The sequence below is a fragment of the Paenibacillus beijingensis genome, from assembly GCF_000961095.1.
In the GTDB taxonomy this organism is placed as follows: domain Bacteria; phylum Bacillota; class Bacilli; order Paenibacillales; family Paenibacillaceae; genus Paenibacillus_O; species Paenibacillus_O beijingensis.
Map to the genome: position 1 here is coordinate 2,564,557 of NZ_CP011058.1, position 19,230 is coordinate 2,583,786.

General features: G+C 51.7%; 24 protein-coding genes. 10 read left to right on the forward strand and 14 right to left on the reverse strand.

Going from position 1 to position 19,230, the window contains the following annotated elements:
• The first annotated feature begins 1 nt into the window (after window position 1).
• From VN24_RS11595 to VN24_RS11625, 7 genes are all read left to right on the forward strand, one after another.
• Window positions 2-1,051 (forward strand): ABC transporter ATP-binding protein, encoded by a 1,050-nt coding sequence (locus VN24_RS11595; RefSeq protein WP_045673212.1) that lies wholly within the window; start codon window positions 2-4, stop codon window positions 1,049-1,051.
• Window positions 1,023-2,024 carry an ABC transporter ATP-binding protein gene (locus VN24_RS11600; RefSeq protein ID WP_045670535.1) on the forward strand — a complete coding sequence of 334 codons (1,002 nt, stop codon included), beginning with the start codon at window positions 1,023-1,025 and terminating at the stop codon, window positions 2,022-2,024. The genes VN24_RS11595 and VN24_RS11600 overlap by 29 nt, the downstream gene beginning before the upstream one ends.
• Complete coding sequence (locus VN24_RS11605; protein ID WP_045670536.1) at window positions 2,021-3,667, forward strand: N-acyl-D-amino-acid deacylase family protein; 1,647 nt, start codon at window positions 2,021-2,023, stop codon at window positions 3,665-3,667. Before VN24_RS11600 ends, VN24_RS11605 begins: the two co-directional genes overlap by 4 nt.
• Window positions 3,664-5,088: a hypothetical protein gene (locus VN24_RS11610; RefSeq protein ID WP_045670537.1), complete on the forward strand. Its 1,425-nt coding sequence runs from the start codon at window positions 3,664-3,666 to the stop codon at window positions 5,086-5,088. The genes VN24_RS11605 and VN24_RS11610 overlap by 4 nt, the downstream gene beginning before the upstream one ends.
• 338 nt (window positions 5,089-5,426) lie before the next feature.
• Window positions 5,427-5,873, forward strand: coding sequence for a MarR family winged helix-turn-helix transcriptional regulator (locus VN24_RS11615; protein ID WP_045670538.1), 447 nt, complete (start codon window positions 5,427-5,429; stop codon window positions 5,871-5,873).
• A 204-nt stretch (window positions 5,874-6,077) separates the two neighbouring features.
• Window positions 6,078-6,596 (forward strand): thiol peroxidase, encoded by a 519-nt coding sequence (gene tpx, locus VN24_RS11620; protein ID WP_045670539.1) that lies wholly within the window; start codon window positions 6,078-6,080, stop codon window positions 6,594-6,596.
• 275 nt (window positions 6,597-6,871) lie between these two features.
• Window positions 6,872-7,612, forward strand: a complete 741-nt coding sequence (locus tag VN24_RS11625) for an SDR family oxidoreductase (RefSeq protein ID WP_045670540.1) — start codon at window positions 6,872-6,874, stop codon at window positions 7,610-7,612.
• A 47-nt stretch (window positions 7,613-7,659) separates the two neighbouring features.
• Here the strand turns inward: VN24_RS11625 and tlp are convergent, their stop codons facing one another.
• Window positions 7,660-7,884: a small acid-soluble spore protein Tlp gene (gene tlp, locus VN24_RS11630; protein ID WP_045670541.1), complete on the reverse strand. Its 225-nt coding sequence runs from the start codon at window positions 7,882-7,884 to the stop codon at window positions 7,660-7,662.
• Window positions 7,885-7,958: 74 nt separating this feature from the next.
• On the reverse strand, window positions 7,959-8,597 hold the full coding sequence (gene udk / locus VN24_RS11635) for a uridine kinase (protein WP_045670542.1): 639 nt from the start codon (window positions 8,595-8,597) through the stop codon (window positions 7,959-7,961).
• Between the two features lie 191 nt (window positions 8,598-8,788).
• On the opposite strand from udk, the gene VN24_RS11640 reads away from it, so the two are divergent.
• Entirely contained in the window at window positions 8,789-9,412 is a 624-nt protein-coding gene (locus tag VN24_RS11640; protein ID WP_045670543.1) for a TraX family protein, read from the forward strand.
• Window positions 9,413-9,442: 30 nt separating this feature from the next.
• On the opposite strand, the gene VN24_RS11645 is transcribed toward VN24_RS11640, so the two are convergent.
• The 3 genes from VN24_RS11645 to VN24_RS11655 are packed head-to-tail and all read right to left on the reverse strand — an operon-like array spanning window position 9,443 to window position 10,423.
• Window positions 9,443-9,622: a hypothetical protein gene (locus tag VN24_RS11645; RefSeq protein ID WP_045670544.1), complete on the reverse strand. Its 180-nt coding sequence runs from the start codon at window positions 9,620-9,622 to the stop codon at window positions 9,443-9,445.
• Window positions 9,623-9,654: 32 nt separating this feature from the next.
• A complete protein-coding gene (locus VN24_RS11650) occupies window positions 9,655-10,116 on the reverse strand; it encodes an SRPBCC family protein (RefSeq protein WP_052702905.1) in 462 nt (153 codons plus the stop codon).
• Window positions 10,094-10,423, reverse strand: a complete 330-nt coding sequence (locus VN24_RS11655; protein WP_045670545.1) for an ArsR/SmtB family transcription factor — start codon at window positions 10,421-10,423, stop codon at window positions 10,094-10,096. Before VN24_RS11655 ends, VN24_RS11650 begins: the two co-directional genes overlap by 23 nt.
• 108 nt (window positions 10,424-10,531) lie before the next feature.
• Between VN24_RS11655 and VN24_RS11660 the strand changes: the two genes are divergently transcribed.
• Both VN24_RS11660 and VN24_RS11665 read left to right on the forward strand, forming a co-directional pair.
• A complete protein-coding gene (locus tag VN24_RS11660; RefSeq protein WP_045670546.1) occupies window positions 10,532-10,972 on the forward strand; it encodes an SRPBCC family protein in 441 nt (146 codons plus the stop codon).
• Between the two features lie 54 nt (window positions 10,973-11,026).
• Entirely contained in the window at window positions 11,027-11,725 is a 699-nt protein-coding gene (locus VN24_RS11665; protein ID WP_045670547.1) for a DNA alkylation repair protein, read from the forward strand.
• A 66-nt stretch (window positions 11,726-11,791) separates the two neighbouring features.
• Here the strand turns inward: VN24_RS11665 and VN24_RS11670 are convergent, their stop codons facing one another.
• The 9 genes from VN24_RS11670 to VN24_RS11710 form a co-directional block, all read right to left on the reverse strand.
• A complete protein-coding gene (locus VN24_RS11670) occupies window positions 11,792-12,352 on the reverse strand; it encodes a methylated-DNA--[protein]-cysteine S-methyltransferase (RefSeq protein ID WP_045670548.1) in 561 nt (186 codons plus the stop codon).
• On the reverse strand, window positions 12,270-12,947 hold the full coding sequence (locus VN24_RS11675; protein ID WP_082083725.1) for a bifunctional transcriptional activator/DNA repair enzyme AdaA: 678 nt from the start codon (window positions 12,945-12,947) through the stop codon (window positions 12,270-12,272). The genes VN24_RS11670 and VN24_RS11675 overlap by 83 nt, the downstream gene beginning before the upstream one ends.
• Before the next feature lie 88 nt (window positions 12,948-13,035).
• Window positions 13,036-14,133 (reverse strand): GerAB/ArcD/ProY family transporter, encoded by a 1,098-nt coding sequence (locus tag VN24_RS11680; protein ID WP_045670549.1) that lies wholly within the window; start codon window positions 14,131-14,133, stop codon window positions 13,036-13,038.
• A 9-nt stretch (window positions 14,134-14,142) separates the two neighbouring features.
• Window positions 14,143-15,249 carry a GerAB/ArcD/ProY family transporter gene (locus tag VN24_RS11685; protein WP_238590890.1) on the reverse strand — a complete coding sequence of 369 codons (1,107 nt, stop codon included), beginning with the start codon at window positions 15,247-15,249 and terminating at the stop codon, window positions 14,143-14,145.
• Window positions 15,250-15,255: 6 nt separating this feature from the next.
• Window positions 15,256-15,489: a hypothetical protein gene (locus VN24_RS11690; RefSeq protein WP_045670551.1), complete on the reverse strand. Its 234-nt coding sequence runs from the start codon at window positions 15,487-15,489 to the stop codon at window positions 15,256-15,258.
• 6 nt (window positions 15,490-15,495) lie between these two features.
• Window positions 15,496-16,695, reverse strand: coding sequence for a Ger(x)C family spore germination protein (locus tag VN24_RS11695; RefSeq protein WP_045670552.1), 1,200 nt, complete (start codon window positions 16,693-16,695; stop codon window positions 15,496-15,498).
• A 38-nt stretch (window positions 16,696-16,733) separates the two neighbouring features.
• Window positions 16,734-18,326, reverse strand: coding sequence for a spore germination protein (locus VN24_RS11700; protein ID WP_045670553.1), 1,593 nt, complete (start codon window positions 18,324-18,326; stop codon window positions 16,734-16,736).
• Between the two features lie 283 nt (window positions 18,327-18,609).
• Window positions 18,610-18,795 carry a hypothetical protein gene (locus VN24_RS11705; RefSeq protein WP_045670554.1) on the reverse strand — a complete coding sequence of 62 codons (186 nt, stop codon included), beginning with the start codon at window positions 18,793-18,795 and terminating at the stop codon, window positions 18,610-18,612.
• Between the two features lie 95 nt (window positions 18,796-18,890).
• Window positions 18,891-19,214, reverse strand: coding sequence for an ArsR/SmtB family transcription factor (locus VN24_RS11710; RefSeq protein ID WP_338012232.1), 324 nt, complete (start codon window positions 19,212-19,214; stop codon window positions 18,891-18,893).
• Window positions 19,215-19,230: the final 16 nt, after the last annotated feature.

Here is a 19,230-nt window from a genome sequence, read left to right on the forward strand (position 1 = left end):
GATCGAAAGCCGTGCAGATGGGAACGGATCGGATGTCTTGCTGCGCGTGGAGGAACTGAAAACCCGCTTTGATACGGTCAGAGGTACCGTTACTGCCGTGGACGGAGTGCAGTTTACGATACGCAAAGGGGAAATATTGGGTGTTGTCGGCGAGTCGGGCTGCGGCAAAAGTGTGACTTCCCGATCGATTATGCGGCTGTACGACGAAAACAAGGCAGTCAGCCATGAGGGCGGCGTTTTTTATAAAAACGAAAATTTGCTGTCCTTGTCCAAGAAACGGATGCGGCAAATCCGCGGCAACGAGATCGCCATGATTTTTCAGGATACGCTAAGCTCGCTTAATCCCGTTTATTCGATCGGCAGCCAGATCGCGGAGGCGGTCCGGCGGCATACAAAATGCGGCAGGAAGCACGCTTATGAAAAAGCGGTGCTGTTGCTCGCTGATGTGGGGATACCCGATCCGGCCAAGCGGGTGCATGAATTTCCGCATCAGTTGTCCGGCGGCATGAGGCAGCGGGTGATGATTGCCATGGCGCTTGCTTGCGAGCCTGGCCTGCTCATTGCGGACGAGCCGACGACCGCTCTGGATGTAACGATTCAATCGCAAATACTGGATCTGATCAGCAGTTTGCAGGAGCGGTATGGCATGAGCATTATGCTCATTACCCACGATTTGGGTGTCGTCACCGAAATATGCACACGGGTCGTTGTGATGTATCTCGGGCAAATCATCGAAGATACAGATGTGTCCACGTTGTTCCGCAATCCGCTGCATCCCTATACGCAGGGCTTGCTGCAATCGATGCCGAAGGCGGACAGCCCGAGGAGCGGCCGCTTAAGCTCAATTCCCGGCGTGGTGCCATCGCTGCATCATGTCCCGGCAGGCTGCCGCTTTGCCGGCCGCTGTCCGCATGCTGATCACAAATGTTTGGAGTGCGCGCCAAAGCTGGAAAGTGTCGAGGACGGGCATCTAGTTCGCTGCTGGCATTACCGGAGCATCAGGTGGGAAGGGGGAACGGAACATGGCGCTCAATCGGGGACTGCGCTCTGAACAGCCGATTCTGGAAGTGAAGGGATTAAAAAAACACTTTCCTGTGAAGGGCGGGCTTGGAGCGCCGAAGCGGCAGGTGAAAGCGATCAATGACGTAAGTTTTGCGCTGTATGAGGGTGAAACCTACGGGCTTGTCGGCGAGTCGGGCTGCGGCAAAAGCACGACCGGCCGCGCCATTCTGCGGCTGATTGAGCCGTCGGAAGGCCAACTAATTTATAATGGCTCCGATTTGTGCAAGCTCGACCGCAAAAGCATGATGGCGCTGCGCAAGGAAATGCAAATGATTTTTCAGGACCCGTATTCTTCACTCAACCCGCGTAAGCGAGTCGGGACGATGATTGAAGAGCCGCTCGTTATTCACGGTATCGGAAATAAGCATGAGCGGACGCTCAAAGCGCTGGAGCTGCTGGAGAAGGTTGGACTTCATCCGGAGCAGTATTACCGCTTTCCGCACGAGTTTTCGGGCGGACAAAGGCAGCGGATCGGCATCGCCCGCGCGCTCGCCGTGCAGCCGAAGATTATAATCTGCGACGAGCCTGTATCCGCGCTGGACGTGTCCATCCAATCGCAAATCATTAATCTGCTCGAGGAGCTGCAGGAACGGGAGCGCCTGACGTATTTATTCATTTCCCATGATCTGGGCGTCGTTCGTCATATGACGGATCGGATCGGCGTGATGTATATGGGCCGAATTGTCGAGGAAGCGCCGACAGAGCTTCTGTTTGAACGGCCGCTTCATCCTTATACGAGAGAGCTGCTGGCCGCTATTCCGGTTCCGGGCAAGGAGCGGCGCCGCCACGCCAGAAGCGGCGAGACACCGTCACCGCTCAATCTGCCGGTTGGCTGCGCTTTTCAAAGCCGTTGTCCCCATGTAACGGAACGGTGCCGCCAGGAGGCACCGCGGAGGCAGCAGATCGAAATGAATCATTACACGGAATGCCATCTGTATGAAACCGGGGAGGCCTTGAATTGAAAGCGGATCTATGGATTAAAAACGGCTTGATCGTGGACGGCAGCGGCGCCGAGCGCAGACAAGGCGGCGTAGCCGTCTCGGACGGAAAGCTCATCATGACCGGCGAGGGCGCGGCACGCGATGAAGATATCGATTCAGATGCAATCATAGACGCAGAAGGTCTTATCGTAGCGCCGGGTTTTATCGATATTCATACCCACTCGGATTTAACGCTATTAATCGATTCGCGGGGAGCGAGCAAAATTTCGCAGGGCGTTACCACCGAAATTGTCGGCAACTGCGGCATGTCGGCCGTTGATTGCTGCGGAACACATAAAGATGAAATTCGCGAAGGCGCCTCGTTCCTGTATGCCGACCTAATCCCTTGGACATGGAACAACTACGCCGACTATTTGGCGGAGTTCGACAAACGCGGCATTTCCATGAATGTCGGTTGCTTTATCGGTCACGGAACTGTAAGAGCATCCGTGATGGGATATGAAAACCGGCAGCCTGCGCCTGAAGAAATGGATGCGATGAAACAATTTGTTGCCGAAGCGATGGAAGCGGGTGCGTTGGGGCTCTCGTCCGGTCTTATTTATTCGCCGGGCATATTCGCGCAGTCCGGGGAGCTGATTGAGCTGTGCAAGGTGGTCGCCCGCTACGGAGGCGTGTACACGACCCATATGCGCAATGAATCGACCGGTCTGCTTGACTCCGTGGAAGAAGCGCTGTATGTCGCGCGAGAGGCGCGTGTTTCACTGGAGATTTCCCATTTGAAAGTAACCGGCACGCGCAACTGGGGCATGGTGGCGCAGGCGGTGAAACGGATCCGGGCGGCAAGGGAAGAGGGCATTGACGTACACTATGACTTCTACCCGTACCATGCCAGTTCAACCGGCATGACTTACATGCTGCCGCCTTGGGTTCAGGCCGGAGGCTGGGAAGCCAGCCGGAAACGGATCCTCGATCCGGTCATGAAAGAGCGGATGATTGCGGAAATCGAGAATGGCACCCCGACATGGATCAGTCCGGCCCTCAATGCCGGCTGGGACCGGATCCGGATCGCATCGGTCCAGACCGAAGCGAGCCGTCGCGCCGAAGGGTTAAGCCTGAAGCAGTATGCGGAATTGTGCGGGCAACCGCCTGTCGAAGCGATGCTGCAGCTGCTGCTTGCTGAAGAGGGCGGAGTCGGTATGGTGCTGTTTGTGATGAGTGAGGAAGATATTGAGGCTGCGGCGTCGAGCGAGCTTTCAATTGTCGCTTCGGACGGTTTCGCAATCGCGGCCGATGGCGTGCTAAGCCGTTCCAAGCCTCATCCGCGCAGTTATGGAAGCTTTACGCGGGTGTTCGACCGTTACTGCCGGCAGCGGCCTGTGATGACGCTTGAACAGGCGGTGCATAAAATGACTGGATTGCCGGCTTCCAAGCTGAGTCTGCACGACCGGGGGCTGCTGCGCGACGGCTTTGCGGCCGATGTGGTGCTGTTCCATCCGGAGCATGTCAAGGATGCTGCGACCTTTGAGCAGCCGCACCGCTACAGCAAGGGTGTACACACCGTTCTGGTCAATGGCCGGATCGCTTATTCTGAAGGCACATTCCACAATCCAAAAAGCGGAATGGTCGTTAAAATGACTCCGTCCGGTAAAGAGGCTGCACGATGAAATTGGCAACAAAAGCAATAGACTCCGTTCTAATTCTGTCCTTAGCTGCAGTCTACCTTGTACTCCAGCTGAGCGGTTCGAAAACCCTCGCCGGTCTTCTTGGCGTCATGGTATTTATCGCAATCGCTATTTTGCTGCCGCAGGTAAAAGGGACGACGCTTGTGCTCACCTCCCTGTTTGTGGCGGGCGGAGCAGCGCTGCTGGCGGCCCGGCAAGCAAGCGCAGCCGCATGGTTTCACGCAGCGGGCATGAATGTCACACTTATTACGCTGTTCGTTTTTGCGCCGTTATTCGGCATACCGGTCCGTTCCCCGAAATATGTGAACGCGTTGAAACGATTTTACCAGTCCAATCGGATGAGCCGCACCCGGTATTATCTCGGAACCCAGGTTCTGACCCAAATGATGGCGGTATTCATTAATGTAGGCTCGGTACTGGTCGTCTATCATCTGGCGGCTGCCAACCCGCAGCCGGGAGCGCAAAGGCTGCTTGAAAACGCGCTGAACCGCGGCTTTGCGGGCGCCATTTTCTGGTCTCCATATTTTGCTGCCATGACTCTCGTCAGCACGGCTCTTGATCTCCCGTGGGTGCAGCTGCTGCCTTATGTGCTTGGCTTGTCCTTTGTCAGCATCGTCGTCGGCATGGCGTCCGAGTGGCGCAGCCTGCGGGGCGGAGCGCCCGCGCAGCCGCAGGCTGCGGAGCAAAGGTCGGTACGTGCGGCTGCTGAGTCTGCCGATTTCCGCGCGCAGCCGGAAGCAAGCGCAGTGTCCGCTCCGCATGCCGATTCTCCGAGGGCACTGGTGCCGCTTATCGCGTATCTGGCGTCTGCGATTGTACTGATTTTGCTGCTGGAGCGGGTAATCGGACTGCCGATGGTGCTGATTGTCTGTTTTGCCGCGATTTTATATCCGTTATTGTGGTGTGTTGGAGCCGGTGCTTTAACGGCGTATCGTCAAGGCGTCAAGGTTCATTTGACGCGCACGCTTCCTTCGTTGAAAAAAGAGATTACGCTGTTTCTGACGGCCGGTTTTTTTAGCGGCTCCATCGGCCAGACCTCATTTAGCGAGTGGATTCCGCGGCTCCTGCAGATGCAGCCGCTGCCCGTGCCGCTTATTTTTTCCTTGCTGACCGTTATTGTAATTTCAGCAACGTCGCTGATCGGCCTGCATCCGATCGTGCCGGTCACGATTCTCGCAACGGGCATCGATCCGGCGTCGCTAGGCATCACCCCGATGTTTCTCGCCGTATTGCTGCTGGGCAGCTGGGGTCTCTCCAACCCGGTGTCTCCGGTGTCGGCGGTCAACAATTTGCTGGCGGGGTTAACGCAAAAAGACGTCTTTAAGCTGGCGGCGCGAAACTATATGTTTACGGCAGTGATGATGGTGCTGCTGCCCCTTTATCTGTTCGCAGTCAGGTTATGAAGCGGGCATATCTTAATCAACCTGATATAAGAGGCGGATCCCGAATCGCGGGATGGCGGTTCCTAAACCGTTTGCTAAGGGCAATTTATTCCGTATCGAGTATTAAGGAATGCACTGACATTCTCACAGGAAGACCATCTGCATTCAATTGTTGACGGCAAGCTGATGCTGTTTATCTGATCGTCGGAAGGGCTGTCAGGCAAGCGGCCGCCGTCCATACTTATGACGGATTGAGGAAAAACTAAAATACAGTTGACAGCTTTTCGGTCAGTGGTGTATAACTTAATTGTGAACAATTTAATTTATAGAAACTTAAATGGAACGATGGCAAGGGAGGGATGAAGGTGGAGAAAATGGTTCGTCTGCAGGATCATCTTTGTTTTTCTCTATACGCTTGCTCCCGGGCCATTTCGCGAATGTATCGGCCATTGTTGGAAAAGATGGGAATTACTTATCCGCAGTATCTTGTGCTGCTCGTCTTGTGGGAAAAAAACGAGAGCACGGTGAAAGAACTCGGAGACGCTCTCGATCTGGATTCGGGGACATTGACTCCGCTGCTGAAGCGGATGGAAGCCGGCAAGCTGATTCGCAGAGAGCGCTCGAAGGAGGACGAGAGAGTCGTTACGGTCAGGCTGGAGGAAGCCGGCGCGTCCCTTAAGGAAGAAGCGGCATGCATTCCTTTATCGCTTCTCGCATCGAGCGGGATGTCTGTCGAAGAAGTAAAGTCATTAAACGAGACGATCAAAGTATTGTCCGACAAAGTAGCCCAATTGAGCGGAAAATAACGGAGCCGTCCGTCATCCGCTCGCCAGGACTCTTGATTTTACGCAAAGCATGAGCCGGAGGATGTCCTCCGGGTGCCGAATCGCTGTAATCGGTTTTTTTTACTCCAATACATTGTTCACAATTAAATTTTATAAAACTAGACCGCCATCTGCAATTTATTATCTGCTGCCACACCATATTAACTTATATAGGAGGAGTTTCACATGACACAAGAACGCACAGGAGTTGCAACCGTCGGAGGAAACCCGATTACGCTGATCGGGCCGGAATTGAAGGTGGGTGATCAAGCCCCGGATTTCACCATCAACAAAGATTTGTTTGCGGAAGTAAGTCTCTCCGATTTCGAAGGAAAAGTGAAGCTGATTTCCGTTGTTCCTTCATTGGATACGGACGTATGCGACGCCCAAACGCGCCGCTTTAACGTGGAAGCGTCAAAGCTTGGGGAGAATGTCGCCATCTTGACCATTTCCGTCGATCTTCCGTTCGCGCAGAGCCGCTTCTGCACCGTTGCCGGCATTGACAAAGTGGTTACGCTGACCGATTACAAATCGCGCTCGTTCGGCGAGGCGTACGGCGTGCTGATCAAAGAGCTGCAGTTGGATATGCGCGCGATTTTCGTACTCGATGAAAAAAATACGATCAGGTACGTCGAATACTTAAGGGAAATGAGCGATCACCCGGATTATGATGCCGCGTTGAATGCAATGAAACAGCTGGTTTAATTTTCATCTCGATAATAGGAAGGTCAAAAGCCGAGCAAAAGTCACTTTGCATGGCTTTTTTTTGTTGAAACAAGTTTCAAGTAACAAATATTAATTATTATCATTCGTTATGCGCTATGTTATGATGTTCTCATTGAATATCAGTCACGGCACGATTCCACCATCCGGCCCACGCTTCTGAATGGAAGAGCCCGCTGATCGATTACGAGTTTTCGAATGAATGGAACCTGATCGAAAAAGGTTTTTCACACTAAACAGAAAGAAGGAACTTTCAAATGAGCAGCTTAACAGGAAAAGTAGCGATTATTACCGGATCGTCGAGAGGAATTGGCCGTGTCATTGCGGAACGGCTGGCCGGTTTGGGCGCTAAAGTGGTCGTCAATCATGCCGGCAATCCGCCAAAAGCGGCGGAAGCCGTGGAGGGCATTATTCAAAAGGGCGGCGAAGCGTCAGCGCTGCGCGCCGATCTGAGTCAAGTAAACGAAGTGGAGACATTATTCGCCGAAACGCTCGCTGCATTCGGCAAGGTGGATTTTCTGATCAACAATGCGGGAGTTATGATCACCAAACCGCTGGCGGAAGTGACGGAAGCCGACTTTGACAAGCAGTTTGCCGTAAATGTGAAAGGGACGTTCTTTGCCTGCCAGCAAGCGATGAAATATATGGAGAACGGAGGGAGAATCGTGAACTTCTCCACGTCCGTAGCGGGGCATATGTTTCCCGCCTACAGCGTCTATGCCGGTACAAAAGGGGCGGTTGAACAATTCACCCGTCAGCTTGCGAAAGAGTTCGGCTCCAAACAAATTACGATCAACGCCGTTGCTCCGGGCCCCGTTAATACCGAACTCTTTCATGCAGGGAAGACAGAGCAGCAGATTGAAGCCATCAAAAAAATGAATGCGTTCGGCCGAATCGGCGAGCCTGAAGATATCGCGAGTGTCGTCGAGTTTCTGGTGAGCGACCAAGCGCAATGGGTAACCGGTCAAACGCTGCGCGTGAACGGCGGATTTATTTAATAAAAAAGAGGTTGTTCCGTCGCCGGAACAACCTCTATTCTCTTTCTCTACTGCAGGGAATGCTTCGCTTCGTCCTTGACTTCCTCCCGGAAGCCTTGAATGCTTTCTTTGCGCCGCTCGTTTTTTGCTTCGATTTGGCTGCGCTCCTCGCTGCCGATTTCAGAGGAAAATTCGTTTAAGTATGCTTTGCTTTCATTTAGGTTTTCAATCGTATTTTGAATATTTTGCTGCAAATGCTCGACATTATCCGCCCGATTATCCGGTTTTGCCATTGCTTTGTCGCCTCCTGGTCATGTTATGCGCATACTGGAGCGCTAGCAAGTAGTTTGATCGGTACCGGGGGTTTTTATGCTTCGCCGGACCACTTCCGGTCGCCCGTCAAATATTTCTCCGTCAAGATGGACAGCAGCTGGATGCCGACCTCATTATGGCCGCCTTCGGGGATGATCAGGTCGGCGTATTTTTTGGACGGTTCGATAAACGCTTCATGCATCGGCTTAACCGTATTCAAATATTGGTCGTGGATCGATTGAATGTCCCGGCCGCGCTCCTCGATATCCCGGAGCACCCGGCGAAGGATGCGCACATCGGGGTCGGTATCGACGAAAACTTTGATGTCGAGCAGCCCCCTTAAGTTTTCGTCGGACAGCACATGGAGGCCTTCGATAATGACAATATTGTTCGGCCTCAGCTCTACCGTATCGACCTTGGAGCGGGCATGAACGGTGAAGTCATAAACCGGAGCCTGTGCGGTTTGGCCTTCTTTTAGAAGGTGAAGGTGCTGGATGAGCAGCTCATTGTCAAAGGCGAGCGGATGATCGTAATTGATCGATTCGCGTTCGGCCAGACTGAGATGCGGATGGTCCTTATAATAGTTATCTTGGGAAATGAACGTCACTTTGGCGGAACCAAGACGGTCAATGACGGAGCGGGCCACCGTCGTTTTGCCTGAGCCGGTGCCGCCTGCGATACCAATGATGAGCATAGCGATTCAATAATCCTCCCTAAGTTGATTGCCGGTGCAATTTCAAGCTACAATTTCAGTATTGTAGCACAGCATGCACATTTTTTCACCTCGGTCAGCAGCCGGTAAAGGGAAAAAAGCGATCGGAGGAGAAACCATTCCGGTATGCGTGAGGCGCATGTAAGAAAACATCGGAGGAGGCGGAAAAGCGGGTGCAGGTTATCGCTATGCTCACTATGCTTATTGACCATATAGGTCTGGTTTTTTTTAAGAACGATCCCTGGTGGAGAATAGCAGGAAGGTTAGCCTTCCCGATTTACGCGTATTATATTGTTCTAGGATATCAACATACCAAGAGCATAAAGAATTACATGAACAGGCTTTTACTATTAACGCTCATTTCACAAATCCCCTACATGCTGGCTTTAAATTCAGCAGCAAAACTTAATGTCGTCGGCACCTTATATCTATGTCTTGTTGTTTTGTACGTTACTGATCATCAAAAGCGGGTTGTTTCCGTGCCGGTTGCCGTCATCATCGCGGCCATTATGGAATTTTTGAACTTTGACTACGGCTTCTATGGACTTGCCCTTGTTCTCATTTACAGGTACATGCAAAATCACTATATCGTCTTTGCTCACCTTATGTTAAACCTGCTGGTTATGCTGCTAAAGCCGGGGTGGGAAATCCAAATATTCAGCATCTTTGCGACATTAGCAATTGTGTATGGCCCTAAGGTATATCGCGTTTTGGAACGCAGAAGCGTCCCAAATTGGTTATGGAGGAGTTTTTACCCTGCCCATCTGGCTCTGATTGCTTTATTCAAATGGTTTTAATATCGTCCCGGCACACACAGCCCGTATCAATTACGCGCGCGCCTTCAATTGCTCGTCCTTGTTCACCAGCCATTGCTCCAGCATTTCGACGGACATGCTTTTCAGCATCTCCCCGTGTTCGTGAATGGCATGATGCCACATTTCAGCTTCGACCTTATACTTGTTTTCGTCCGTTACGGAAAAGCCGCAGTTGCAGGAAAGAGTCGTCATTGATTTCATTCTCCTTTAATTTCGAATTTTAATTATTCGTGCATCGCTTGTTCGGACCATGGATCGACGCCGGGATCCGTACCTTGCGCCAGCAGCTGCAGGCGATCCATATAATGCGTCCAGCCGTGCTGATGGGAGGCGATTTCCGAGGCCGGCAAATCGTAATGCGTCAAAATCAGGAGAGTACCGTTGTCTTTGGGCGTCAGCTTGAACTCAACGGTGCTCGATCCGGGAGGGACAAGCTTCGACTTTTCCCAGCCCCACGTCATGACGATTTTCTCGTTCGGGACAATCTCCTTATATTCGCCCATCGCGATGTCGCTTCCATTAACGTCGATGCGGTATTTGCCGCCGATGGTCGGATCGAGCAGGACATGGCGTCCCATCCAACGAACGAGCTTGTCAGGGTCGGTAAAAAATGAAAATAACGTCTCCGGCCGGCATTCGATAAAAATTTGTTTCGTAACCGTGTCACTTCTGCTTATTGGCTGCATGTTTTCTCCTTTCTTCCTCTTCCGCGGCTTCTTTCAGGCGCATTAAGCTGTCATCCCAGAAGCTCTCGATATACTGCTTCAATTCGGCGAACCCTTCCCTCCTAATGCCGTAAAATCGTTTCGTGCCCGCCCGCCTGACGACGACGAGCCCGGCCTCTTCCAGAACTTTGAGATGCTGCGATACTGCAGGCGCCGAAATGTCGAACTGCGATGCGATGGCGCTGGACGTCAGTTCCCCATCGCGGACGAGATATAAAATATCTCTGCGCCGGGGTTCTGCTAATGCGTGAATGGCTTTATCGATCATGCACTTAATTTAGCATACACTTAATTAAGTGTCAACTTAAATAATGATTGCGCAACGTCAAGTTCTGTTATATGCTGACCTGGAAATCGTGAAAAAGGAGCGAGAGCAATGGTCAACGTTCTAACCGAAATTATCATTAACTGTCCCCGGGACAAAGTTTCCGATTATGCGGCCAACCCGGACAATGCTCCTGAATGGTATATCAATATCCAATCGGCACTGTGGCAAACGCCGAAGCCGCTCGCGGTCGGTTCTAAAATCGCCTTTAAAGCGCAATTTCTCGGAAAGCAGCTTGCATACGTCTATCAAATCGCGGAATATGAACCGGGCAAGCTGCTCGTCATGCGGACCGCCGACGGTCCGTTCCCGATGGAAACAACGTACACCTGGGAGACAGCGGAAGGCAATGCCACCCGGATGACGCTGCGAAACAAAGGGAATCCGACCGGGTTTTCAATGATCTTTGCTCCGTTGATGTCATTCATAATGCAAAGAGCGAACAAGAAGGATCTGAAGAAAATCAAGGCATTGCTTGAACGGGGAGCTTAGATCTGCCGCTAAAGGTGGTATTTCGCAGTCATCAAACAGCAAGGAGCAATCGGATTGGAAAAAACGATTAAAGAACAGTTAACCGAGTTGGCTGAATCGGAATACCGGAAGTTTTCCTCCGGACTCATTCCGAACATTAACAATGTGCTTGGCGTTCGGCTGCCGGAGCTGCGCAAGCTGGCCAAAACGATTGCAAAGGGCGATTGGCGAGCTTACCTTGAAGCGGCGGAAAGCGACTATTTCGAGGAAGTGATGCTGCAAGGTATGGTCATCGGCTGCGCAAAAGCGGATGCGGACGAAATGCTGCGTTACATAGCCGCTTTTGTCCCGAAAATCGATAATTGGTCGGTGTGCGACAGTTTTTGTCTCGGGCTGAAGTTTGCGAAGAAAAATCAAGCAAAGGTATGGGATTTTCTGCAGATTTACTTGTCCTCGGACAAAGAGTACGAAATCCGTTTTGGCGTCGTCATGCTTCTTAATTTTTTCGTCGAAGAGACGTACATCGCCGCCGTTTTGCAGCGGCTGGACAGCATCAAACACGACGGCTACTATGTCAAAATGGCGATTGCATGGGCGGTAGCCGAATGTTATGCGAAGCTGCCCGGGCCTACGATGAGCTTCCTGGAAAGCAATTCGCTGGACGATTTCACCTTCAACAAAGCATTACAAAAAATTACCGAGTCATACCGCGTCGATCCGGACACGAAAGCGCTGATTCGCGGCATGAAGCGGAAGCTGCGTCGTGAAAAATAAGGCCGGGACGATACGATACGTTGTCCCGGCAGCCGTGCTGGCGCCGTGCGGGAGCGGCGCCTTTTATTAGCTGCGCGCTCCCGCAGCCGGACGGGACGGGTCAACGGAAGCGCCGTCCCGCTCCAGCTGCAGCAGTTTCGTTTTCATCCCGATGCCGCCGCGGTAGCCCGTCAGCGCTCCGTTTTTGCCGATGACGCGATGGCATGGAATGGTGATGAGAATGGGATTCGCGCCAATCGCGGCGCCGACCGCGCGCACCGCGGCCGGTCTGCCGATTTCGCCTGCAATATCCGAATAAGACCTCGTTTGACCATACGGGATGCCGCAAAGCGCATGCCACACCGCCCGCTGAAAAGGCGTTCCTTGAACATCGAACGGAATGGTAAAACGTTGGCGCGCACCCTGCAAATATTCTCTCAGCTCGGCCGCATACCGCTTCAGCTTCTCATCGTCCCGTATCAATGTGCAGGCCGGAAACCGGGCGTTTGTCCAGCCGGCCAATTCCTCAAACGGTCGATTTTGAGAGCCTATATAGCAAAGCCCTTCAGATGAAGCCGCGAGATGGATGTTCCAATCCGCATGCTCGAGCAGCGTCCAGTAGATCGACCGATTCGTGTTGCTTCCCATTCTCTGAATCCTCCATCTTATGCCGGCGGTGAGCCTGGCGGTAGTCTGACGGCGTATGGCCGGTTTTCTTTTTGAACAGGGTAACAAAATACGGCGTGTTCGGAAGGCCGACGCTCCGTCCAACCTCGGCAACCGCTTCATTCGAAGCCGTCAGCCGCTCCTTCGCCCGATCGATCCGTTGTTGCTGGATATAGAGGGCCGGCGTCATGCCGCGCACTTTCTTGAATGTCCGGTGCAGGTGATAGGGACTGCCATGGCATACGGCCGCGAGATATTCCAGCGTTAACGATTCTATATAGTTCCGGTCAATGTATTCGGTGACCAAACCGATCCATTCGTCATCCGGCAGGCGCCGGCCGGTAGGCCTGCACCGTTTGCACGGGCGATAGCCTGCGGCCAACGCTTGCCCGGCGGTATCAAATAAGCGGGTGTTTTCTTTTTTCGGAGGTCTGGATTTACAAGAGGGCCGGCAAAAAATGCCCGTCGTTTTTACCGCATAAAAAAATTGGCCGTCGTACGCCGCGTCATTGTTCATGATGGCCTGCCACTTTTCCTCGGTCAGATGTTCCGAACTCGGATCGTTCATCTTGTCCATGTCCGCTCACCTCCACAACTAGTATAACTCCGGAAGCGGGCGTCTGTACGCATGATCGAGTATAAAAGCAAGATAACGAAACTTCGCCTCAGCCATTTTTTTGCGCGCTCAAACGGCTGCGGATCAGCTCCGTAATGACCAGCAAGAGAGGGATGACCAGCGCAAACACAGGAAATATATTTTTTAAGGCAATTCGTCCTTGCTGGAAATGCTGCTCGACATTTCGTGCGATAAGCAAGGAAAGGACGAGTGTCATCACGCTGATTGGAATAACAAGTCTGTTCTTCGGCTGCTTGAATAAATCCGCAGCTCCGATCAAGGCGGCGTACGAAAAAACGGTGACTTTAATGAAATCGTTGATAATTAATCCGGTTACGGCCAAAGCGTCCAGGCGCTGGATAAATTCCCCGACGCGAATACGCTGGATCATGGCCAGCAAAGGGAACGTGGAGCGTTCGAGCGTGTAAATGCCAAGCGTGGCGATTTCAAGAAAAACGACGAGGGCGATAATGATTCCGCTGATGAGAATCGCCGAGGTTCCAACTTTAAAACCCGATTTCGGGTCGTTCAGATAAGGAAGTATCATCGTAAAACAGATCATTTCGCCGAAAGGAAACATGACCGTTTGCCCATAAACGGCCGTGAATACCGGCATCAAGCCTTTTTCCAGCACCGGCAAGATGCGTTCGGTATTTAATACATTCGAGAAAAGCAGAAAAAAGAAGGCAGCCAACCCGGCAAAAACAAGGAAAAACGTATATATCTCTCCCAAGCGGCTAAACGTTTCAACCCCCGTAAACAGCGCATAAACAACAATAACCATCAGCATAGCGCCCAGCAGGAACATCGGAGTCAGATCCATGGAAAGCATCAGCAGCTCAAGGCCATCCCTTAAATCTCTCGCAGCTCCATAAATAAAAAATAGAATATATGCAAATGCAGCGATCCACCCGAACAACGGTCCGAAAATCGTCCGGGCATAACCGGTGAGCAGCAGCCCGGGATAGCGGTTGTATAGAAAGACATACATCCAGTAAATCGGCAGTCCTATGAGCATGCCGATCAAGACGGCGATCCAGGCATCCTGATGCGCATCCAAACCGATAGGTGCGATGATTGCCGTGCCCAATTCAAAAAGCAGGATTAAGCAAAACAATTGGAAGGAGCTTATCTTGGCCTGTTCCATTCTTCATGATCATCCTTTACCGTGGTTTCGCAATTTGCCCAATCCCAACAAGAGTAAGGGATATAGAAGCCCGACAATCAAAATATCCGGAAGCCATATTTCCATATTCCATTTTTTCAAATAGGCCGTATTCGGATAGACCACGAGGGACAGAACAACCGCAATCATCCCGAGCGGCAGCGTCAGCGCCCGATAATCCTTTAGCTTCAACGTTTGCGCAAGACCCAATACGGCAGCGTAAAAATACATCGTAATCTTGAAATAAATCGTAATGAACCACAAGAAGGCCATAATGGCCTCGACCCGCTGGATGAACGTGGCGAGGGATATTTTTTTGGCCAACTGATAGCTCGGATAGATCGTGCCCGCCGTCTGGTCCGCGCCAAGCACCAAAATATTCGTCGCAATGACGATGAACATCATCAATAAACCGACAAAGTTTCCGACATAAAACGCTTTGCGGGCTTGCCTCGGTTTGCTGACATAGGCGGGAAAAAGCATTAAACAGACGATCAGTGTCATGGAAGTAAAACTTAAAAAAAATAAGGTGGAGCGGATAATGGGCTTCACGCCCGTCTCGAACAGGGGCTGAATATTTTCAAACTTGAACTGCGGGGAAATGGCCAGGATAAAAACGATAAACAGCAGGAGGAACCATGGGAAAAAAAGTTCGGCGGTGCGTGCAAGCGGTTCCAGTCCGAGCCGCACGCCCATGACGACAATGATCATAAACATGATATTGAGCGATTGGATGGGCGTCTCCGGCATGATGTGCGTCGTCATAAAATCACCGATATAGTATAACACTTGCGCAGCGGCGGTCAAAGACCAGGCGACAAACAGAAGGGATACGGTTTTTCCCAACCATTTCCCAAATAATTGTTCGTTCATGCCAATTAAGGTCATCCGGGGAAAAAGATTTCCAACGGCGTTGTACAGCCATACGGTCGACAATCCGATTCCGGTTGCGATGAACGCCGCAATCCAGGCATCTTGCTTGGATACGGCAGCCATGCCCGACGGGATAATTAAAATCGTCGTGCCGATCGTATAATAAACGATGAGTATCCCGAATTGCCGCGCTCCGATTTTCCCGCCTTCCAGCATCTTTGTCATTCCTTTCTACTTCAATATACCGGATAGTAATTTGCTAAACGGCTTCAATACAAAGGCGGCTGCATCAAGGGGGTTGGGAATCTGCAGCCGCAGTCCCTCTGCGATGCTTAAACCCGTCCCCAGGAGGAGCGTAATCAAGAAAACCCACAACTCCTTTTTCAGTCCGTTTTTGACAAGAAGGGGAACCTCGGCGATTGCGATCATAACGGCAAAGAGCGTAATTGCTGCGGCAAACCACATCCGGATTTACTCCTCTTGTTTATTCAGGAACGGTTCGCCCACCGAGCCGACACGCCGTATTTTGACATTTACGGTCACGTTCACAGGAAGATCCGTAAATTTCTGATCCCAACGGTCCTCAACTTGCTTCCAATATTTCGGGTCGGCGCGATGAATCGCTTCGCCAAATCCGAAAATATCGGACCGGTATTTGTGCTGTGCGGTCTTAATGGCCTTCTCCATCATCGATTTTACTCTTTTGTTCGACCTTTTTTCCAAATCGGCAAACGTGCCCGGGTTCATCAGATCAATTTTACATTCGACTTCTCCGACATTGGCCTCCAGATCCAGGTGAACATCGACCCGGGGCTCTCCGTTACGCACATGTCCTTTCATTTTTGATTTCGTCCGGATCACCTCGAACACGATGATTCCTCCGCCTCGGCAAGGAAGATGTCCCACCGTGCTCTTTACATTGCCGGTGATGTAGTTGTATCCTTTGCTTTCCGTCTCGTTTAACCAGCCGAGCAGTTTATCGCCCCGGAACACGCCGAGATTTGATAACTGCAGGCGGGCAGGACGATCAACCTTTTCGACATTTTCCGTGTCTGAGCCCTTATTCGGATTCCCGATCACTTGAAGTCCCGTCAATACGGGGTCTTTTCCTTTGCTCACAATTTCGGTTATGAGCTGATCGAGCGTGACGCTGGATGTGGGCGCCCACGCTTTCTCCGACGTTTGCAGCGAACTGTACAATTTATTCGCCGGAATTTTTTCCAGCGGCGTCAACACCTTCAGTATATTTTCGGCGGTTGTCCCCTTCGCCACAAGGATATAAAAATCCGGCCGATGTTCATGATCCCGCGACATGTAGTCCAAAATTTTACCGATACCGCTCCTTGCCAGCTCTTCGCCGACGATTAACGTCCGAACATGACCGGCATAAATTTTTCTCGGGCTTAACGTCGTCATTTTCCGTCTTGCTTCAAACGGGCTGTCTGCCGTCGCTTGATACATAATGACCGGAGCACGGGCACCCCCGCCTTTCTGTGCGGCCACTTCGGACGGGTCGACCACTTGGGACGTTACCCGGTATCGTTTGCCCGCTTTGTCGATCCCGATGGCGACTTCGATCGCAAGATCGTTCAATTCCCGGCGGTTCCAGCAGCCGGTGGTCAGGAGGAGCAGGAGAGCGGCGAGTCCGGACAAGAAGAATTTTCGCTTCATAAGGTGAACCTCCTTTCCAGAGATCTCGTTTTGCCGGTTCAGTTGTCCGGCTTCGGGGTTGGAGAGTTTTGCTCGCGGATCACGTTTTTCTGGCTGATCAGGCGGGGGCGGGCAAATAGCGCCCACTGCGGGAACCTGAACACCGCGTCCTTCTGGTCGGCAGCAATAAACGGCGCAAACGGGCTCATATAGGGCACGCCAAAGGAACGCAAGCTGCACAGATGCAGAACGAGCGCAATTAAGCCGACGGTAATGCCGAACAATCCGAAGGAAGCGGCAAGTCCCATCAGGAAAAAGCGCAGCATCCGGATCGAGATCGCCATATTGAAGGAAGGGAATACGAAACTGGAAATCGCCGTGATCGACACGACAATAACCATCGCCGCCGATACGATGCCGGCTTCCACCGCCGCTTGCCCGATGACCAAGGCTCCGACGATCGAAATCGCTTGGCCTACGGCCCGAGGCATGCGGACGCCCGCTTCACGTAAAATTTCAAAGGTCACCTCCATCATGAGCGCTTCAATAAAAGCGGGAAAAGGCACCCCTTCCCGCTGCGCCGCCAGACTGATCAACAGTGGAGTGGGCAGCATTTCCTGGTGGAAGGTGGTAATCGCGATATATAGAGAAGGGCCGAGCAAAGCGATGAACAAGCTTAAATAACGCAGAAAACGAATGAGCGTTCCGGCATCCGCACGTTGGTAATAATCTTCTGGAGACTGGTAAAATTGGGCGAATATTACGGGAGCGAGCAGCACAAACGGGGTGCCGTCCACCAATATCGCAACACGGCCCTCCAGAAGCCCGGCCGCAACCACATCCGGACGTTCGGTATTGTATAGGGTAGGGAAAGGCGTCCGCGTTTCATCCTGAATGAGCTCCTCGATATAGCCGCTTTCCAAGATCCCGTCGATATCGATCCGGTCGAGACGGGAGCGCACTTCCTGCACGATTTTGTCGCTTGCGATTCCCTTGATATACATCATCGCGACATCGGTTTTGGTGACCCGTCCTATTTTCCGGCTTTCCAGCCATAGATTGGGGTCTTTGATTTTGCGGCGGAGCAATGAAGTATTCGTGCGCAGCGTTTCCGTAAACCCGTCCCTTGGTCCGCGAATCACCGTTTGCGAAGAAGGCTCCGCCACCGCGCGGTCTTCCCATTCGCTTATGCCAATCACAAGACTTTGCATATGTCCTTCCAGCAGCAGAATGGCATTCCCCGACAACAGGGAATTGAACAACGTTTCAAAGTCGGCTGCCTCTTTAAGATCTCCGACCGAAAGGGCATAGTCCTTGATGAGCTGCAAAACATCAGGGTCGGTGTCCGTAATCTGCTCCAGGTCCGTCAGGCGCATTTCCTGCATCAAAGATCCCATGATGAAGTTTTGAATCGACTTCGTATCCGTCAATCCGTCCATATAACAGATGGCCGCTTGGATTTTTCCTTCTTTTCCAATCCGAAACTGACGAATAATGAGATCCTCGCTGCTGCCAAGAGCATCTTTAATCCGTTGCAAATTATCCCGCAGGCTTGTCAGAAGCGGGTGTTTCGGCGAACCGCCGCCGCCTTGGCTTTGCGCAGAAGATGAAGAACGTTTGGAAGTCTGTTTCCGCTGCTTGAAAAGGTCCATTTGATCACCCGCCCGTTTGATGAATATACTGTCCGAAGTTATTCGATTGCCGCCCTGGCAGGACGACGAATGCCTAACAAGAGGACCGTAAAATAGTATTTGTGGAAAATGGTGCTATTATTCATCGCAGGCGGAAACGGTTGCCGCCCCTGTTGATGGGCCAAAAGGTTCGCGGTGGAAGATAAGAACGTGTACAAGCGGGGCTTCAGTTCAAAATAAACAAAGCGCAGGGGGGTCCCTGCGCTAAGCCATCGCGATGTTTACGCCGATGCTGGGGTTAAAGTCAACGAATGTCGCATTTCGTTTGAATGAACTGAATCTGGTTTTCGAGCCGGTTGATCGTCTCTGTCATTTCGATAGAGCGGTCATTGCGGTTTATTGTCTTTAACTGCTCCAGCTCTTGCTTTAACTGATGCAGATCTTCGCCGGCATTCGAGCAATCGTAGTTGATTTCGAGTGAATTCAGCAAATGGAAACCTCCTCCTGCATGTTGTTGTGCGGGCCGAAAAGTAGTATTCGTGGAAAAAGGTTCCGTTATTCATCGTTTCCCAGGCAAGAAAGCTTCTACTCGATAAGCTCCGGCTTCACGTTTAATATGGATGTAACGACTCCCGGAAAAAGGCTCTCCAGCTCATCCAACCGCAGAGAGTAAAAGTGTTGGGTCCCATCGATTCTTAACTTCGTGACACCTGCCTCTCGCAGAACTTTTAAATGATGGGTCAACGTAGACTTCGGCATGCCGAGCTCATGATAAATCATACAGTTCTGTTCAACATTTTCATTTAAACGCTGAACGATTTGCAATCGCCGGGGATCGCTTAAGGCATGAAGGACGGATGGCAGTTTTATATCATTTGTGGAAGGTTGATATGGTTTTCTCATATTCATAATTTAGCATAATAAA

Coding starts and splice junctions, on each gene's coding strand:
- VN24_RS11600 (WP_045670535.1), top strand. CDS start 1,023: ATGGCGCTCAATCGGGGACTGCGCTCTGAACAGCCGATTCTGGAAGTG.
- VN24_RS11610 (WP_045670537.1), top strand. CDS start 3,664: ATGAAATTGGCAACAAAAGCAATAGACTCCGTTCTAATTCTGTCCTTA.
- VN24_RS11615 (WP_045670538.1), top strand. CDS start 5,427: ATGAAGGTGGAGAAAATGGTTCGTCTGCAGGATCATCTTTGTTTTTCT.
- tpx (WP_045670539.1), top strand. CDS start 6,078: ATGACACAAGAACGCACAGGAGTTGCAACCGTCGGAGGAAACCCGATT.
- VN24_RS11625 (WP_045670540.1), top strand. CDS start 6,872: ATGAGCAGCTTAACAGGAAAAGTAGCGATTATTACCGGATCGTCGAGA.
- tlp (WP_045670541.1), bottom strand. CDS start 7,884: ATGGCAAAACCGGATAATCGGGCGGATAATGTCGAGCATTTGCAGCAA.
- udk (WP_045670542.1), bottom strand. CDS start 8,597: ATGCTCATCATTGGTATCGCAGGCGGCACCGGCTCAGGCAAAACGACG.
- VN24_RS11645 (WP_045670544.1), bottom strand. CDS start 9,622: ATGACGACTCTTTCCTGCAACTGCGGCTTTTCCGTAACGGACGAAAAC.
- VN24_RS11650 (WP_052702905.1), bottom strand. CDS start 10,116: ATGCAGCCAATAAGCAGAAGTGACACGGTTACGAAACAAATTTTTATC.
- VN24_RS11655 (WP_045670545.1), bottom strand. CDS start 10,423: ATGATCGATAAAGCCATTCACGCATTAGCAGAACCCCGGCGCAGAGAT.
- VN24_RS11660 (WP_045670546.1), top strand. CDS start 10,532: ATGGTCAACGTTCTAACCGAAATTATCATTAACTGTCCCCGGGACAAA.
- VN24_RS11670 (WP_045670548.1), bottom strand. CDS start 12,352: ATGGGAAGCAACACGAATCGGTCGATCTACTGGACGCTGCTCGAGCAT.
- VN24_RS11675 (WP_082083725.1), bottom strand. CDS start 12,947: ATGGACAAGATGAACGATCCGAGTTCGGAACATCTGACCGAGGAAAAG.
- VN24_RS11680 (WP_045670549.1), bottom strand. CDS start 14,133: ATGGAACAGGCCAAGATAAGCTCCTTCCAATTGTTTTGCTTAATCCTG.
- VN24_RS11685 (WP_238590890.1), bottom strand. CDS start 15,249: ATGACAAAGATGCTGGAAGGCGGGAAAATCGGAGCGCGGCAATTCGGG.
- VN24_RS11690 (WP_045670551.1), bottom strand. CDS start 15,489: ATGTGGTTTGCCGCAGCAATTACGCTCTTTGCCGTTATGATCGCAATC.
- VN24_RS11695 (WP_045670552.1), bottom strand. CDS start 16,695: ATGAAGCGAAAATTCTTCTTGTCCGGACTCGCCGCTCTCCTGCTCCTC.
- VN24_RS11700 (WP_045670553.1), bottom strand. CDS start 18,326: ATGGACCTTTTCAAGCAGCGGAAACAGACTTCCAAACGTTCTTCATCT.
- VN24_RS11710 (WP_338012232.1), bottom strand. CDS start 19,214: ATGAATATGAGAAAACCATATCAACCTTCCACAAATGATATAAAACTG.